Origin of the sequence: Phytohabitans rumicis (genome assembly GCF_011764445.1) — a bacterium.
Lineage (GTDB): Bacteria > Actinomycetota > Actinomycetes > Mycobacteriales > Micromonosporaceae > Phytohabitans > Phytohabitans rumicis.
In genome coordinates, this window is the sequence record NZ_BLPG01000001.1 from 3,328,454 (window position 1) to 3,343,845 (window position 15,392).

The 15,392-nt window shown below is 72.3% G+C and carries 18 protein-coding genes and 1 pseudogene; 5 read left to right on the forward strand and 14 right to left on the reverse strand.

The features are described from left to right. Nucleotide 1: 1 nt before the first annotated feature. From Prum_RS14485 to Prum_RS14525, 9 genes and pseudogenes are all read right to left on the reverse strand, one after another. Nucleotides 2–460, reverse strand: coding sequence for a carboxypeptidase regulatory-like domain-containing protein (locus tag Prum_RS14485; RefSeq protein WP_173077064.1), 459 nt, complete (start codon nucleotides 458–460; stop codon nucleotides 2–4). Next, nucleotides 453–1,061, reverse strand: coding sequence for an RNA polymerase sigma factor (locus Prum_RS14490; protein ID WP_173077065.1), 609 nt, complete (start codon nucleotides 1,059–1,061; stop codon nucleotides 453–455). Before Prum_RS14490 ends, Prum_RS14485 begins: the two co-directional genes overlap by 8 nt. A 294-nt stretch (nucleotides 1,062–1,355) precedes the next feature. Beyond that, entirely contained in the window at nucleotides 1,356–1,694 is a 339-nt protein-coding gene (locus tag Prum_RS14495; protein ID WP_173077066.1) for an STAS domain-containing protein, read from the reverse strand. A gap of 88 nt (nucleotides 1,695–1,782) precedes the next feature. Then, a pseudogene (locus Prum_RS14500) lies at nucleotides 1,783–2,456 on the reverse strand (response regulator). Continuing rightward, nucleotides 2,453–3,589 (reverse strand): sensor histidine kinase, encoded by a 1,137-nt coding sequence (locus Prum_RS53810; RefSeq protein WP_218577246.1) that lies wholly within the window; start codon nucleotides 3,587–3,589, stop codon nucleotides 2,453–2,455. The pseudogene Prum_RS14500 and the gene Prum_RS53810 overlap by 4 nt, the downstream one beginning before the upstream one ends. A gap of 10 nt (nucleotides 3,590–3,599) precedes the next feature. Beyond that, nucleotides 3,600–4,379 carry an ABC-2 transporter permease gene (locus Prum_RS14510; RefSeq protein ID WP_173077068.1) on the reverse strand — a complete coding sequence of 260 codons (780 nt, stop codon included), beginning with the start codon at nucleotides 4,377–4,379 and terminating at the stop codon, nucleotides 3,600–3,602. Further along, a complete protein-coding gene (locus tag Prum_RS14515) occupies nucleotides 4,376–5,272 on the reverse strand; it encodes an ABC transporter ATP-binding protein (RefSeq protein ID WP_173077069.1) in 897 nt (298 codons plus the stop codon). Before Prum_RS14515 ends, Prum_RS14510 begins: the two co-directional genes overlap by 4 nt. Nucleotides 5,273–5,364: 92 nt before the next feature. Beyond that, nucleotides 5,365–5,949 carry an ATP-dependent Clp protease proteolytic subunit gene (locus Prum_RS14520; RefSeq protein WP_173077070.1) on the reverse strand — a complete coding sequence of 195 codons (585 nt, stop codon included), beginning with the start codon at nucleotides 5,947–5,949 and terminating at the stop codon, nucleotides 5,365–5,367. Further along, a complete protein-coding gene (locus Prum_RS14525; RefSeq protein WP_173077071.1) occupies nucleotides 5,946–6,212 on the reverse strand; it encodes a helix-turn-helix domain-containing protein in 267 nt (88 codons plus the stop codon). Before Prum_RS14525 ends, Prum_RS14520 begins: the two co-directional genes overlap by 4 nt. 52 nt (nucleotides 6,213–6,264) lie before the next feature. Here Prum_RS14525 and Prum_RS14530 point away from each other — a divergent pair, with 52 nt between their 5' ends. Next, nucleotides 6,265–6,900 (forward strand): hypothetical protein, encoded by a 636-nt coding sequence (locus Prum_RS14530; protein ID WP_173077072.1) that lies wholly within the window; start codon nucleotides 6,265–6,267, stop codon nucleotides 6,898–6,900. 40 nt (nucleotides 6,901–6,940) lie between these two features. Here the strand turns inward: Prum_RS14530 and Prum_RS14535 are convergent, their stop codons facing one another. Both Prum_RS14535 and Prum_RS14540 read right to left on the reverse strand, forming a co-directional pair. Next, nucleotides 6,941–7,837, reverse strand: a complete 897-nt coding sequence (locus tag Prum_RS14535; protein ID WP_173077073.1) for a Gfo/Idh/MocA family protein — start codon at nucleotides 7,835–7,837, stop codon at nucleotides 6,941–6,943. Between the two features lie 10 nt (nucleotides 7,838–7,847). Further along, on the reverse strand, nucleotides 7,848–8,555 hold the full coding sequence (locus Prum_RS14540; RefSeq protein ID WP_173077074.1) for a hypothetical protein: 708 nt from the start codon (nucleotides 8,553–8,555) through the stop codon (nucleotides 7,848–7,850). A gap of 82 nt (nucleotides 8,556–8,637) precedes the next feature. Here Prum_RS14540 and Prum_RS14545 point away from each other — a divergent pair, with 82 nt between their 5' ends. Both Prum_RS14545 and Prum_RS14550 read left to right on the forward strand, forming a co-directional pair. After that, nucleotides 8,638–9,003: a hypothetical protein gene (locus tag Prum_RS14545; RefSeq protein WP_173077075.1), complete on the forward strand. Its 366-nt coding sequence runs from the start codon at nucleotides 8,638–8,640 to the stop codon at nucleotides 9,001–9,003. Continuing rightward, nucleotides 8,996–9,394: a hypothetical protein gene (locus Prum_RS14550; RefSeq protein ID WP_173077076.1), complete on the forward strand. Its 399-nt coding sequence runs from the start codon at nucleotides 8,996–8,998 to the stop codon at nucleotides 9,392–9,394. Before Prum_RS14545 ends, Prum_RS14550 begins: the two co-directional genes overlap by 8 nt. On the opposite strand, the gene fabG is transcribed toward Prum_RS14550, so the two are convergent. Further along, nucleotides 9,391–10,146, reverse strand: a complete 756-nt coding sequence (fabG, locus tag Prum_RS14555; protein ID WP_173077077.1) for a 3-oxoacyl-ACP reductase FabG — start codon at nucleotides 10,144–10,146, stop codon at nucleotides 9,391–9,393. The two genes, Prum_RS14550 and fabG, sit on opposite strands and share 4 nt — an antisense overlap. A 74-nt stretch (nucleotides 10,147–10,220) precedes the next feature. Here fabG and Prum_RS14560 point away from each other — a divergent pair, with 74 nt between their 5' ends. Beyond that, complete coding sequence (locus Prum_RS14560; RefSeq protein ID WP_173077078.1) at nucleotides 10,221–11,225, forward strand: LacI family DNA-binding transcriptional regulator; 1,005 nt, start codon at nucleotides 10,221–10,223, stop codon at nucleotides 11,223–11,225. On the opposite strand, the gene Prum_RS14565 is transcribed toward Prum_RS14560, so the two are convergent. After that, nucleotides 11,209–12,762, reverse strand: coding sequence for a cellulose binding domain-containing protein (locus Prum_RS14565; protein ID WP_173077079.1), 1,554 nt, complete (start codon nucleotides 12,760–12,762; stop codon nucleotides 11,209–11,211). The two genes, Prum_RS14560 and Prum_RS14565, sit on opposite strands and share 17 nt — an antisense overlap. Nucleotides 12,763–12,908: 146 nt before the next feature. On the opposite strand from Prum_RS14565, the gene Prum_RS14570 reads away from it, so the two are divergent. Then, nucleotides 12,909–13,880 carry a LacI family DNA-binding transcriptional regulator gene (locus Prum_RS14570; protein ID WP_173083742.1) on the forward strand — a complete coding sequence of 324 codons (972 nt, stop codon included), beginning with the start codon at nucleotides 12,909–12,911 and terminating at the stop codon, nucleotides 13,878–13,880. 64 nt (nucleotides 13,881–13,944) lie between these two features. Here the strand turns inward: Prum_RS14570 and Prum_RS14575 are convergent, their stop codons facing one another. Next, a complete protein-coding gene (locus Prum_RS14575; RefSeq protein WP_173077080.1) occupies nucleotides 13,945–15,363 on the reverse strand; it encodes a carbohydrate-binding protein in 1,419 nt (472 codons plus the stop codon). Nucleotides 15,364–15,392: the final 29 nt, after the last annotated feature.

Here is a 15,392-nt window from a genome sequence, read left to right on the forward strand (position 1 = left end):
GCTAGAGCTGCACCGGCGGCGTGACCACCGGGCGGTGGAGGGGCACCGTCGCCCCGTTCGTCGGATGGATCATGATCTGCACCAGACCGGACGGCACTTCGGCGAACGCGAAGCGGCCGTCGGCGTCGGCGTGGGTCTCGTGTACGCCCCGCGGAGTGCGTAGCTCGACCCGAAGCGCGCCGCCTGGTGCGATCCAACCGTCGATCCGCCTGTGATGCGGTCCCGAATCCGACACCGTCACCATCACGGTGAGGCTTTCCGCCGAAAAGGTGACGGTGGAGGCCGTCTCCGCCCCGCGGGCACCCATCGGTGCGAGCGCCTCCTGTAACCGCATCAGCTCGAACTCAAGGTCTTCGAGCTGGAGCGTGAAAAGCACGCGGTCGGCGAGGTCGACCGGCACCGGGTCGAGTGACTCCCACATGTCGTGAACCGCACGCAACACCATCTGGTCGTCAGTCACGCCGGTCACTCCACTCCGGATCGGCGGCCAGCAGGCCGCGCAGCTTGTCCAGGCAGCGCCCGCGGGTCGGCCCGATGCTGCCCACCGCGATCCCCAGCTCGGTGGAGAGCGAGGCGTAGTCCGGCCGGTCCTCGAACGCGATCACCCGCAGCAACCGGCGGCACCGCTCGGGCAGCTCGGCCACGTGCCGCCACAGCGTGCGCGCGGTGCCCTCGGCCAGCACGGTCGCGTCCGGTCCACCCACCGGCGGCAGCGCCGCGTCGAGGGTCTGCGGCTCGGCGACGTCCTCGCGCCGCCCCGCCTTGGCCGTACGCCACGCCTCCCGGCGCGCGGTGGTCGTGGTCCAGCGCAGCACCGCCTGCGGGTCGCGCACCGAGTCGACGTTGCGCACCAGCGCCAGCCAGGTCGACTGCACCACGTCCTCGGCCGCCTCCCGATCCAGGCCGTACGCCCGGACCAGGTGCCACAGCATCGGCGTCAACAGCCGGACGAGGCGATCCAGCCCCGCCGGATCGCCGGCGCGCCAGGCGGCGAACTCACGAGCGGCCCGCTCCCAGGAAGCGGCACCGACCCCGGTGTCATCGGAGGTCACCGACGTCATCGCCCCTCCCCTCACCTGCACCCCCACACACTGCGTCATGGTAGGTCCACGCGATATCGCCAAGGCGACAGTGCGCGGCGCACAACTGAGGAGAAGGCCCGTGCCGGTCTGATACATCCCGGGCCGAAGAAAGTTTTTGTGTATCACGAACGCCGCGTGTGCGCTCCTCTAGCCGGATCTTCACTGCGGCCGTGACGCGCATGGGGGTGTGCGCGCGGCGGCTCCCCCTCGGGGGCTGGGGGGAGGAACGGCGGGGGTGCTTCCCGGGGGATGCACCCCCGCCTCATTCCATATTCAGGGCGTCGGGGCGATCCGGCGGATCGGGATGACCCGGTTGACCCGGGTCGCCCGCAGCGTGCGCCGTACGACCGGGTTGGGATTGCACAGGACGAGCTGCCCGCCCCGGGCGCGGGTACGCAGGTGCACCGCGACCAGCGCCCGGACCCCCGCGGCGGACAGGAAGTCGACTCCCCCAAGGTCGACTCGCAGTGGCGCCGGTGCGGGCGGCAGAGCCCACAACAGCGCGCGGAACTCGTCCACGTTGGCTATGTCGATCTCACCGGTGACGCGTACGTCGATTCCCCGTGTGCCGACGGTGACCTCGGCACGTAACTGATGTTGCACTTCCCCCATAGCCCCGACACTAGGCAGCGATCCGGGCGGCGACGACCTACCAGAGGGGAATCTTGTCCAGGCCGCGTACGACCAAAGTAGTAGGGGTTTACTCAGTCCCCGGCCGGACGATCCCCGCCTCGTACGCGAACACCACCACCTGCACGCGGTCGCGGAGTGCGAGCTTTGTGAGAATCCTCCCGACGTGCGTCTTCACCGTCGCCTCCGACACGGTGAGCGCCCGCGCGATCTCGCCGTTGGAGCCGCCGCGGGCCACCTCCACGAGCACCTCCCGCTCACGCTCGGTGAGCTGGTCGAGCCGCGCGTCGGTGGGTGACCGGCCGCTCGCCGGGTCGGGCAGGTGCGGCGCGAACGCGTCGATCAGCCGCCGGGTGACGCTCGGGCCACCACGGCGTCCCCCGCCGCCACGGCCCGGATGCCGCTGATCAGGTCGGCCGGCGGCACGTCCTTGAGCAGGAAGCCGCTGGCCCCGGCGCGGAGCGCGGCGTACACGTACTCGTCGAGGTTGAACGTCGTCAGCACCAAGACGCGCGCCGCGGACCCGGACTCGACGATGCGCCGCGTCGCCTCGATGCCGTCGGTCACCGGCATGCGCACGTCCATCAGCACGACGTCCGGTGCCAGCGCCCGGGTCATCGCGACGGCCTGGGTGCCGTCCCCGGCCTCGCCGACCACCTCCAGGTCGGGCTGGGTCTCCAGGACCATGCGGAAGCCGAGACGCAGCAGCGCCTGGTCGTCCACCAGCAGCACTCGCGTGGTCATGGCCCACCCCCGTCGAAGCGCAACCGCGCGCGGACCCGCCAGCCGGGACCGCCGGTCCGCGGCCCGGCCTCGACGCCGCCGCCGTACGCCGCGGCCCGTTCGATCATCCCTGGTACGCCGTGCCCGCCGCCCGCGGGCGCGGCGGCCGGACGGTGCGCGCCGTCGTCGGTGACCTCCACCTCCGCGCCCCCGTCCCGGAAACGCAGGAGTACGTGGGCGCTGGCGTCCGGCCCGGCGTGCTTGAGCGTGTTGGTGAGCGCCTCCTGCACGATGCGGTAGACGGCCACGCCCGCGCCCGGACCCCAGTCTCCGGGCACGCCCTCGACCGTGACCGCGACCCGAACGCCGGCGGCGCGCACCTGCTCCACCAAGGCGTCGACGTCGGCCAGGCCGGGCTGCGGCGCCCGGCCGTCCGCGCCGTCGCGCAGCAGGCCGAGGACGCGCCGCATCTCGCCGAGCGCCTGCCGGCCGGTCGCCGACACCTTCCCCATCGCGTCGGCGGCCCGCTCGGGCGACGCCGTCGCGGTGAGCGCCGCCCCGTCGGCGAGCGCCACCATGACGGCCAGGCTGTGGGCGACGATGTCGTGCATGTCCCGGGCGATGCGGGCCCGCTCGGCGGCGGCCGCGAGCTGGGCCTGCTGGTCGCGCTCGCGCTCCAGGCGGCGGGCCCGCTCCTCCAGCTCGGCCAGGTACGCCTGCCGGGTGCTGACCACGATGCCGAGCAGCACCGTCGTCGCGAGCACCGCCGACACGAAGCCCAACGCCGTCCAGTGTGGACCGTCCAAGAGGAACACCGCGAGCGCCGGGACCTCGATGGCCACCACGATCGGCACGAGCTGGCGGCGCCGGCCGTAGCGGGCGGCCGTATAAACCGCCACGGCCACGGGCAGCTCGGGGTAGAGCCCCTCGACCCGGACGCCGACGACCAGCGCGGACAGGATCGCGAGCGCGTACACCGCCCAGAAGACCGCGACCGGCCACCGCCGCCGCCACACGAGCGGCAGGTGGACGGCGGCGAACCACAGCCCGGCGGCCACCCCGGCGCCAGCCAGCGTCGCCGGCCCCGTGAAGGCGGCCAGCAGCGCGGCGAGGCCGGCATCGGCCCACCGGGGATGCCGCCGGAGCGTGTCCACTACTAGAAGGTTAGGCATCGCGGCGGCGGAGCAGGGCCACCCCGCCGGCGAGGGCGAGGGCGGACCACCCCACCAGTACCGCCGCGGAGGCGCCCGGCGACAGCGTCTCGAACGGGCCGCCGCCACCGTCCACGCTGTACATGGCCTGCCCGGCCACGGTCGGCACGTACTTCATGATGGCGTCCTCCCGGTCGCCGGGCAGGGCCGGTCCGAGCAGCAAGGGTACGACGAACAGCGCCGCCACCAGCGTCGTGATGGCACCGGCGGTGTTGCGCAGCACCGCGCCCAGCCCGAGCCCGAGCAGCCCGAAGAGCACCGGACACGCGGCGGCGCCGGCGATCGCGGCGGGCATGCCCGGGTCGCCCAGCGCGGCTCCCCCGTCGCCGATGAACGCCTGGCAGGCGACGAACGAGGCCAGGCACGTCACCGCCATCAGCGGGAGCGTCAAGGCGACCAGGACGGCGGCCTTCGCGCACACCACCGGCCAGCGGCGGGGCACCGCGGTGAGTGTGGCCCGGATCAGGCCGGAGCCGTACTCGCCGGACATCTGCAAGATGCCGAACACGCCGAAGACCAGCACGAAGAAGTCGATCGGCAGGAACGCCGCGCCCACCGCCTCGGACAGGGCCGGGGCCGGCTCGCCGCCGTCGATCGACCGGCTCACGCCGTACCCGATGGCGCCGGACAGGACGACGGCGAGCACCGCGGCGGTGCCCAGCGTCAGCCAAGTGGAGCGGAGCGAGACCAGCTTGGTCCACTCGGAGCGCACGACCCGCGGGAACGTGATCATCGGTATTCCACCGCCTCCCGGGTGAGGTCCATGTATGCCTCTTCCAGCGAGGCGCGGCGCGGGGTCAGTTCGTACAGCGGGATGCCGTGTGCCAGCGCCAGGTCGCCGATCCGCTCGGCGCCCAGACCACCGACCGCGAGTACGCCCGGCTCGGCGCTCGTCACGGTGGCCCGGTGCGCGACGAGCGCGTCCCGCAGGGCGGTGGCCTGCGGCGACCGGACCAGGACGCTGCCCACCGCGACCCGGGCGATCAGCTCGTCGACGGTGGTGTCCGCCAGCAGCCGGCCGCGGCCGATGATGACGAGATGCTCGGCGGTCACCGCCATCTCGCTCATCAGGTGGCTGGAGACCAGGACGGTGCGCCCCTCGGCGGCCAGGCCCTTGAGCATGTTGCGCACCCACAGCACGCCGTCCGGGTCGAGCCCGTTGACCGGCTCGTCCAGGATCACCACCGCCGGGTCGCCGAGCAGCGCGGCCGCGATGCCCAGGCGCTGGCCCATGCCGAGCGAGAAGCCACCCGCCCTCCGTCCGGCCACCTCCTGGAGGCCGACCATGGCCAGCACCTCGTCCACTCTGGATGCCGGGAAGCCGTGCGTCTGGGCGAGCGCGAGCAGGTGGCTGCGCGCCGTACGTCCCTTGTGGATGGACTTGGCCTCCAGGAGCGCACCGGCCTGGCGGAGCGGGTCGGCGTGGTCCCGGTACGGCCGGCCGTTGACGGTGGCCACGCCCGCCGTCGGGTGGTCCAGCCCGACGATCATCCGCATGGTGGTGGACTTGCCGGCGCCGTTGGGCCCGAGGAAGCCGGTGACCTGTCCCGGCTTGACCGTGAACGACAGCCCGTCCACGGCCAGCTTGTCGCCGAAGCGTTTGGAGAGTGCCTGCGCCTCAATCATGGCTTCGACACTAGGGACGGGCCAGCCCCGGGCCGACCGCCCGCGGGCTGGTCCTGAGTGCGCCGCCAGTCAGCCCGAAGTCGTACGCCGTCCTACTTGGTGCCGATGATCTCGTCGACCAAGCCGTAGTCCAGCGCCTCCTCGGCGGTGAGCACCCGGCCGGCGGACAGGTCGTCCTCGATCCGGCTGCGCGGCTGGCCGGTGGCCGCCGCGATACGCAGCGCCAACTCCTCCAGCTCGCGCAGGTACTGCCCGGCCGCGGCGGCCACCTCATCGGCCGTGCCGTTCACGGCCGCCGCGCGCGGCTCGCTGAGCCGGATGCGCGCGTGCCGGTACGCCAACCGGCGCGCGGACGCGGCGAGCACCCCGACCGCGGCCCCGCCGGTGAGCGCGGTGACCACCGCGTGGACCGGCGCCCCCATCGAGTCCAGCACGTCGATCAGCCCGTACGCGGCGGCCAGGTCGCCGTCGGGCGTGGCGAGCTGCAGCCGTACCGGCTCGGGGCCGAGCGCGTCGAGGGTCATCAGGGCCGCGGCGGCCCGGGTGGCCGACGGGCCGGTCAGCGGGCCGGTGAGCACCACCATCCGCTGGTCGAAGAGCCGCTCCTGGAGCCACGGCGGCATGGCGTCGGTGGGCTCCTCAAGCGGCGGACCGGGCGGTTCGAAGCGCAGTCTCATGGCTGCCTCTCCTCGTACGGCGCGACCCGCAGCTCCAACCGGCGACCGATCGCCGCAGCGTAGCGCTCCACTGTAGACATGCGGACGTCCACCTCGCCGGCCTCCAACCGCGCGATCGCCGGCTGTGAGGTGCCCATCCGCCCGGCCACCTCGGCCTGGGACAGCCCCGCGGCCCGGCGCTGCGCGGCCAGCTCGGCGAGCAGCTCGCGCCGGCGCTGCGCCAGCTCCCGGAACCCCGGGAACACGGGCAGGTCGTCGTCCATATCAAGAACGATATACCCGTGACGTCGCCGCCGTCATAGCGTTGTCCCACGCGTGGAGCCCCCTCGCGCCGAGACCGTCTTCGTGCGGCACTACGACCGGCTGGCCCGCATCGCGTACCTGGTCGCGCCGGCGGTGCCCGGCCGCCAGTCCCGGCTGGTGCGCGCACACCGCCTCGTCCACCGGGCACTGCCGTGGCGGGGGCGCATCGCGCTGACGTACCCGCAGATGGTGGCCCGGGTCCTGCGCCGCGCGGCCCGATCGCGGCGGGTGGGCCTGCCGGTGCTGGTGACCTGGGCCTGGCACACGCCGGTGGACGGCGGGCCCGACCACCACCGGCTGGAGGCGGCGCTCGCCGCCGCCGAGCCGGGCACCCGGGCGGCGTACGTCCTGACCATGGTCGAGCACCTCGCCGCCCGCGACGCGGTGGTACTCCTGCAGCAGGCCGGGTGGGCGGACGCGGTCGCGCAGGTCGCCACGGCGTCCGCGCTGCGCCAGCGCATCCACAACGAGCACGGCATCCACCCGGACCACCAGCGCCACCTGCTGGCCGCGCCACCCGCGGACCCCACCCTGTCCCGCCTGAGGGCCCCCGACCCCCTGATGGTCCGCGCCGCCCGAGTGACCCGCGCGGCAGCCCTCCCCGTCGCCCTGGCCGCCGTCGCCGCCGGCGCCCTCCTCGTCCGTTGATCAGGGAGTACGTCTGGCGTGTCGCGGCGTGTCGAGGGAGCTAGTCCCTGATCACCGCGATCTTGCGGCCGTCCCGGGCGGAGACCTCGGCGGCCGCCAGCACGGCGACCACGTCGGCGCCGAAGCGGGCGTCGCACGGGTGCGGAACGCCGGCGACCAAGCGATCCACCGCGGCCGCGAACGCCTCCTCGGCGGTCCCCGCCCCATCCGGCAGGGTGGCCAGGCCGCTCTCGCCGTAGAACACGCAGTCCCGTAGCCCGGCCGCGGGCGGGGCGTCCAACGTCAGCGACGCCGTGCTCACCGCGCCGCCGGTGTGCCGCAGGGTGAGGTGCACCGTGGCGTCCGGCCCGTCGACGGCGGTCACCTCGGCGACCGGCCCGAGCACCGGCCACAGGATCGACAGCGCATGCGGGCCGATGTCCCACAGCCCGCCCTTCTCCCGCCGCCACTGCGACGCCCCGTACGGGTTGCCGGGCTGGAAAATGGACGCGAACTGGGTCATCCGCGCGCCGTGCCAGCCACCCACCGCCGCCGTCTCGTCGAGGAAGGCGGTGATGTCCGGGCGGAAGCGGTTGGTGAAGAAGACCACCGAGCCGAGCCCACGCTCCTCGACCGCCGCGGCGACCCGGTCGGCGGCGGCCGTGTCCAGCGCCAGCGGCTTGTCCAGCAGCAGGTGCCTGCCGGCGCGCGCGGCCCGCAGCGCGAGGTCGGCCTGCACGTCCGGCGGCAGCGCCACCGCCACCGCGTCCACCTCCGACAGCAAGGCGTCGACGTCCTCGTACGCGGTCGCGCCGTACCGCTTCGCGAGCGCCTCGGCCTTCGCCCCGTCGCGCCCCCAGACGGCGACGAGGTCGGCGCCCGGGTGGGCCGCCAACCCCGCGCCATGCATCTCCGCCGCCCAGTAGCCGGTGCCGAGCAGGCCAAACCTCAGTGTCATGGTCAACAGCCTAACGACGCCGCGACCTGCGCTTCCGGTCGTACCGCTGGGTGGCCAGCAGCGCCTCGTGCGCCTCAGTGGCCGCCGCGACCGCCTCGTCCGTCATCGCCCGGGCCGCCACGTCCGCGACCCGCGCCGCCTCCGCGGCCTGCCGCGCGACCAGCGCCGCCCGCTCGTACCCCCGCCGCGCCACCCGCTCCTCCACCCGGCTCCGGAACGCCAGCCGCTCGCGCTCCTCCTGCTCCGGATCCCAGTCGCCGGCCCGCCGCCACACCTCCCGCAGCTCGTCGACCGAGATGTCGCCACGCTTGTAGGCGGCCAGCGCCGCCCGGGAGACGTCCCGCTGCCGCTCGCCGTCCGGCCCCTCCAGATCCGGCCCGGCACCGCTCCGTTCGGCCGCCGCGGTGCGCCCGGCCTCCACCTCCTGCCAGGCGATCTGGTACGCCGTGCCAGCCGCCTCCTGCGCCGCCCAGGCAACTTCCCGGGCACGCTCGGCCTCGGCCAACCGCTCGTGCGCCTCGATGGCCGCCGCGACCGCCCGACCGGCCTGTGCGTGGGCGGCCCCGGCGTGCGCGGCCAACACCTCGGCGGCGGCCCGTAGCTTGCGCGGGTCGGGGCGGCGCGAACGGGGTCGCTCGGCCACGGCCGCGAGACCCACGAGCCCGAGCACGACGCAGCCGGCGACCAGGAGAAGAGCCCACACGGCGCTGACATCCACTCGGCGCCTCCCCAGGCGACCATCGAGCACCGTCAACTATATGCACTTCTGCCCCTACTACGGGCATTAGTAGAGTGTCCGCGTGAACGACACCCTCGGGGCCATCGTCATCGTCGCCTCGCTCGTACTCGCGGCTTGGTGCCTGGTCGCCGCCGTGCGCAACCGGCCGCCGGACCTCAGCCACCTCGTGGGCGCCGGCATCGTGGAACTGGCCGCGGTCGTCTTGACGGTCGCCGCGATCGTGACCATGATCGGCGGCGAGCGGCCGGGTGAGGTGGGCACGTTCGTCGGCTACCTGCTCACGTTCCTGGGCATGCTGCCGGTCGCCGCGGTGCTCGCCCGGATGGAGCCGACCCGGTGGGGATCGGTGATCCTGACCGTGGCCGCTCTCGTCATGCCGGTGCTCGTCGTCCGGCTACAGCAGATCTGGGAGGCCACCGGTGCGTGACCGGGTCAACACGGGCTTCGGCCGGGTGCTCATCGTCGTGTACGGCATCTTCGCCCTCTCCGCGGGAGCGCGCGCCGGGGTACAGATCGCCACGAAGTTCAGCGAGGCGCCCGCGGCGTACCTGCTGTCGGCGCTCGCGGCGGTGATCTACCTGGTGGCCGTGATCGGCCTGGCCCGCGGCGGCGTGGGCGGGCGGCGGTTGGCGCTGGTCTGCTGCACGGTGGAGCTCATCGGGGTGGTCGCCGTGGGCACGGCCAGCCTGGTGGCCGACTCGGCGTTCCCCGATGACACGGTCTGGTCGGGTTATGGCCGCGGGTACGGCTTTGTCCCGCTCGTGCTCCCCATCGTGGGCCTGTGGTGGCTCCGCCGTACCCGCGTCAGCCCGGCCTAGTCGCGGGGGCCGCCGGCCACGTAGATGACCTGGCCGGTGACGAAGGAGGCGCCCTCGCTCGCCAGGAACGAGATCGTGTGCGCGACGTCCTCCGGGTAGCCGGGCCGGCGCACCGGGGTCTCCGCGGCGCGCTGCTTCTTGAACTCCTCGAAGTCGACGCCCACGCGGGCGGCCGTCGCGGCGGTCATCTCGGTGACGATGAAGCCCGGCGCGACCGCGTTGGCGGTCACCCCGAAGGGGCCCAGCTCGATCGCGAGCGTCTTGGTGAAGCCCTGCATGCCGGCCTTGGCCGCGGCGTAGTTCGCCTGGCCGCGGTTGCCCAGCGCGGACGTGCTGGACAGGTTGACGATGCGGCCCCACTTCCGCTCGACCATGTGCTTCTGCGTGGCCCGGCTGAAGAGGAACGCCCCGCGCAGGTGCACGGACATCACCGTGTCCCAGTCGTCGTCGCTCATCTTGAAGAGCAGGTTGTCGCGCAGGACCCCGGCGTTGTTGACCAGGACGAGCGGCGGGCCCAGCTCGGCGACCACCCGCTCGACGGCCGCGTCGACCTGGGCCCGGTCGGCGACGTCGGCGCCGACGGCGAGGGCCCGGCCGCCGGCCGCCACGATGCTGTCGACCGTCGCCTTGCCGGCCGCCTCGTCGAGGTCGACCACGGCGACCGCCATGCCGTCCGCGGCCAGCCGCGTCGCGACGGCCGCGCCGATTCCGCGGGCCGCACCGGTGACAATCGCGATTCGTTGCTCCGTCATGCCGCAGAGCCTATCGAGTGGTTGCGCCGCTCCTTATGGTGGTCGCACAGGGACGTCGCAACAGGGGGGACACCATGGCGACCATCTATGACGTCGCGCGACGGGCCGAGGTCTCGCCGGCCACGGTTTCCCGGGTGGTGAACGGACACGCCAATGTGGACCCGACGCTGGCCGAACGGGTCCGGCGGGCCATGCGTGAGCTGGAGTACCGGCCGAACGCGGTGGCGCGCAACCTGCGCCGGAGTCGCACCACGCTGTGGGCAGTGATCATTTCCGATATCGGCAACCCGTTCTTCACATCGCTGGTCCGCGGCGTGGAAGACGTGGCCCAGCGCGCCGGCTTCTCCGTGGTGTTGTGCAATACCGACGAGGATCCGACCAAGGAGAGTCAATACCTCGACGCCGCCCTCACCGAGCAGATGGCCGGTGTGATCATTTCGCCCTCGGGCCGGGCAAATCACGTCAACCGGCTGGTCGACGCCCGCGTGCCGGTGGTCGTGATCGACCGGCAGGTGAGCGGCGCCCACGTCGACACCGTCCTCGTCGACAACGAGCACGGCGCCAGCCTGGCCACCACCCACCTGATCGAGTCCGGGTACGAGCGGATCGCCTGCATCACCGGGCCGGAGGGCGTCTTCACGGCCATGCGGCGGCTGCGCGGCTACCGCCGCGCGCTGGAGGATCACGACCGGGAGTACGACCCCGATCTGGTACGGCACGGCGACTTCCGCTCCGACGGCGGGTACCGGGCGATGGCCTCGCTGCTGGCGCTCCGCCCTCGCCCGGACGCGATCTTCGCGGGCAACAACCTGATGACCGTCGGCGCCGTCGAGTGCCTGGTGGACAGCCGGATCGAGGTGCCGGCGGAGATGGGCGTGGTGGGCTTCGACGACGTCCCGTGGGCCCACCTGGTACGCCCGAGCCTCACCACGGTCGCCCAGCCCACGTACGAGCTGGGTCGGGAGGCGGCCCAGTTGCTGACGCAACGCATCGCAACACCGGACCGCCCCCCGACCGTGATCACGTTGGAGACGAAGCTACAGATCCGCGACAGCTCCCTGCCTAGAAGCCAGCCGTGATCCGGGTGAACTCCCACTCGGTCTGAGCGATGCCGCTGCAGTTGGACACCACGCCGCCGCCCGGGCAGGGACGGTCGCGGTTCACCGCCCAGAACGCCAGCCGGGCCAGGCCCCGGGCCTTCGCCCAGTCACGGATCTGGGTCCAGGTCGCCGGGCTGGTCAGCTCCTGCTGGTCGGACAGACCGTTCATGCCGGAGATGCCCATGTGGGCGTACGCGGTCGCGTCGGACCACCCGAAGGCGGTCTTCAGCGCGTTCTTCAGGCCCTCCGAGGCGTTCACCGTGTTCTGGTACATGTTCGCGCCGCCGCCGAAGTCGAACGGCATGATCGTGAACACGTCGATGTTGGCCTGGAGCGCCGCTGCCTGATTGATCAGTCGGGTGCCCCACCAGGACGGGCCGGACGTGCTGGTGCCGAACGTGATGATCGTCGTGATACCCGGGTTGTTCTGCTTGACGATCTTCATGGCGTTCAGGATCCGGTCCTGCACGGCCTCGTTCTCGAACTCGTCCGTGTTCTCGATGTCCACGTCGATCGCCTTGAGCCCGAACGCGTTGATCACCTGCTGGTACGCGTTGGCGAGCGCCTGCGGCGTCGAGCAGTTCGGTCCGAGCTTGTTGCCGCTCCACCCGCCGATGGACGGCAGCACGTCGCCGCCGGCCGCCCGGATCGCGCTGATCGTGCTGGCGTGCACGCCGCCGGTCAGCGGGGCGTTGCCGTCCCAGCCCGGCGCGCAGCCGCCCGCAGACAGGATGAACGCCATCGTGAACCACCGGATCCCGGTCGCATTGATCACAGTGGACGGTGCCGGTGGATTGCCCCAACCCGGGTACAGGTACGGCGCGGCTCGCATCGTGCCGCCCCCGCCGGTGCAGCCGGTCGTCGTCCCGGACACCGCGCCGGAACGCGCCGACTCGCCCGAGGAGTTGTACGCCGCGACCGTGTAGCTGTGCGTCGTACAGGCGCCGAGGCCGGAGATGGTCGCGGAGGTGCCGGTCACGGTGGCGCGCACGGTGGAGCCCTCGTAAACGCGGTAGCCGGTCACGGTGCCGGACGACGCGTTCCAGGCGAGCGAGATGGTCGACGCCGCCGTGCCGGTGACCCGGAAGTTGCCCGGCGTGCCCGGGGCGCCCGGGTTGGTGGGCCCGCCACCGCTGCACGAGCCGCCATTGACCGTGCAGTTGGTCGGATCACCGTTGCCGGTGACGATGAAGCCGAAGGTGGTGCTGGCGCCGGCCGTCAGCGTGCCGTTCCACGACCGGTTGGTGAACGTCTGGTGCTGCCCCGACGTGGTGAGCAGCGCGTCCCAGTAGGTGCCCATCGTGCTGCCCGACGGCAGGTCGAACTGGACGTTCCAACTGGTGATTGTGGACGACGTGTTGTTGGTGACGGTGAACTTACCCTCGTACCCGGTGCCCCAACTGGAGGTCCGGACGAAGGTCGCGGTCGCCGCCGACGCGGGCGAGGCGATCACGAGGACGGCGGCGCTGGCGACGGCCGCCAGCACCGCGAGGGTACGGAGTCTTCGGAGCTTCACGGCAACCTCCCATTGATGGTTGCCCAATTATTAGGACTGTTAACGGTTAATGTAAAGACTCCTGACAGAACATGGAGGTCTACACCTAGGACCCAAAGACGGTTACCGTGCGACACGTGAATCGAGATGCCGCCCGACGCCCCACGATGGTGGACGTCGCCCGGCATGCCGGCGTGAGCATCAAGACCGTGTCCCGGGTGATCAACAACGAGCCCAACGTGCAGCGACAGCTCGCCGAGCGGGTGCTGGCCAGCGTCGCCGAGCTGGGCTTCCGGCGCAACCACCTGGCCCGTACGCTGCGGTCCGGCCAGTCCACGGCCACCATCGGCCTGATCATCGAAGACCTCGCCAACCCGTTCTACTCAACGATCGCGGCGGTCGCGGCCGAGGTCGCGAGGCAGCACGAGACCCTGCTGATCACCGCGTCCTCGGAGGAGGACCCGCAGCGGGAGCAGCAACTCCTGCGCGACCTGTGCTCCCGCCGGGTCGACGGGCTGCTGATCGTCCCGGCCGGCTACGACCACGCGTTCCTGCGGCCGGAGGTGGAGATGGGCACCCCGGTCGTCTTCCTCGACCGCCCGGCCGGCGGCCTGCTCGCCGACACCGTGCTGCTGGACAACCGGGGCGGCGCCCAGGCCGGCGTGCGGGCCCTGCTCGAGCGCGGCCACCAGCGGATCGGCATCCTGCTCGACTCGGTGAGCGTCTACACGATGCGCGAGCGGGTCGGCGGTGCCCAGGAGGCCCTGGCATCGGCCGGCATCGCGTACGACGAACGGCTGGTCGCCGACGGCGTACACGATCCGGAGGGCGCGGCCGCCGCGGTGGCCCGCATGCTGACAGCGCCGACGCCGCCCACCGCGTTCTTCAGCCTCAACAACCGGATCACCGTGGGCGTGCTGCAGGAGCTGTGGCGGCGCAAGAGCCGGGTCGAGGTGGTCGGCTTCGACGACTTCGAGCTGTCCCACCTGATGCCGCAGCGGTTCACGGTGGTCGCCTACGACACCCGCCAGATGGCCCGCACCGCGGCGGACCTGCTCTTCCAGCGCATCGCCGGCGAGCGCTCCTGGCCCCGCACGGTCACCCTCCCCACGGCGCTCGTCGAGCGCGGCCTCTCGTGATCAAGGCGTCCTTCAAGTCGTTAGAACGACTTGAAGGACGCCTTGATCACGAGGGTAGGAGCGGTCAGTGGCGGAAGCGGAACCAGTTGACGTTGACGAAGTCGGCCGGCTGGCCGCTGGCGAACGTCAGGTACACCGTTCTCGTGCCGGTCACGGCGGACACGTTGCCGGGGATGCTCTGCCAGGTCTGCCAGCCGCCGGTGTTCGCCAGGGCGAAGCTGCCCAGCACGGTGCCGGTGGGGCTGTCGAGGCGTACCTGGATCAGGCCGCTCACACCGCTCGCGGCGCCGGACGCGACCCGCGCGACGAAGTCGATCGGCGTACTGGAACCGAAGTTGACGTTGTCGTAGCGCACCCAGTCGCCGTTCGCGAGCCAGCCGATGTTCTGACCGCCCTCGCTGCACGCCTCGGTGCCCACCCCGCTCTGGGCGTTGAACGACTCGGCCTCGATCGTCGCGTACGCGTCCCGCGTGCCGGTGGGTGGTGCCGTGGTGGGCGGCGCCGTGGTCGGCGTGGTGCCGCCGCCGGACTGGTAGACCGCGACGTAGTCGACGAGCATCGGCACGCCGGACGTGGTGCTGGCGGTCGGCGTCGTGCCGCCCGCGACGCCATTGGGGAAGGCGCCGCCCATCGCCACGTTCAGCAGCAGGAAGTAGCCGGCGTGGCTGGTCATGTTGGCCCAGTGCGGCTCGCCCACCTGCGACTGCGTCACGGTGTGGTACTGCTGGCCGTCGACGTACCAGCGCAGCTGCTGAGGGCTGACGCCGGCGTCCCACTCGAAGCGGTACGTGTGGAAGGCCGACTGGCACGTGCTGCTCGGGCAGGCGCGGCTGGCGCCGAGGCCGTTGGTCTCGTTGCACGGGCCGCCCGGGTTGACTCCACAGTGGAGCACACCCCAGACGGAGTTGATCCCGTTGACGTTCTCCATGATGTCGAACTCGCCGATGCTCGGCCAGTTCTGGTAGTTGCCCCGGTACGGCGCGCCGAGCGCCCAGAAGGCCGGCCAGTACCCGGATGCGGCGGCGCCGGTGACGTTGGGCATCTGGATCCGGCCCTCGATGCGCAGCACGCCGCCGGTCGGGGGCTTGAAGTTGGTGCGCACGGTCTCGATCCGGGACGACGTCCAGGCGCCCGACGAGTTGCGGATCGGCGTGATCACCAGGTTGCCGGCACCGTCGTGGCGGACGTTGCTGGTGCTGTTGGTGTACGTCTGGATCTCGCCGGTGCCCCAGTTGGCCGGGCCGCCCGGGTAGGACGTGCCGGTGTCGATGATCCAGTTGGCCGACGACGGCAGCGTGTTGGCCGCGCCGGTGAAGTCGTCGCTCCACACCAGACTCCACCCGGACGGGGTGGGCGGGATCGCGGCGCGGGCGTTCATGGTGACCGTGAGCATGGCGGCGACGACGCTGAGGACAGCCGCGGCCGCGAGCAGGAGGCGGCCGCGCCCGGGTCTGGACAAACCCGGGTGTGCATAGGGCTTCATGAATGGCCTCTCGGGTGACGTGGGTTTGA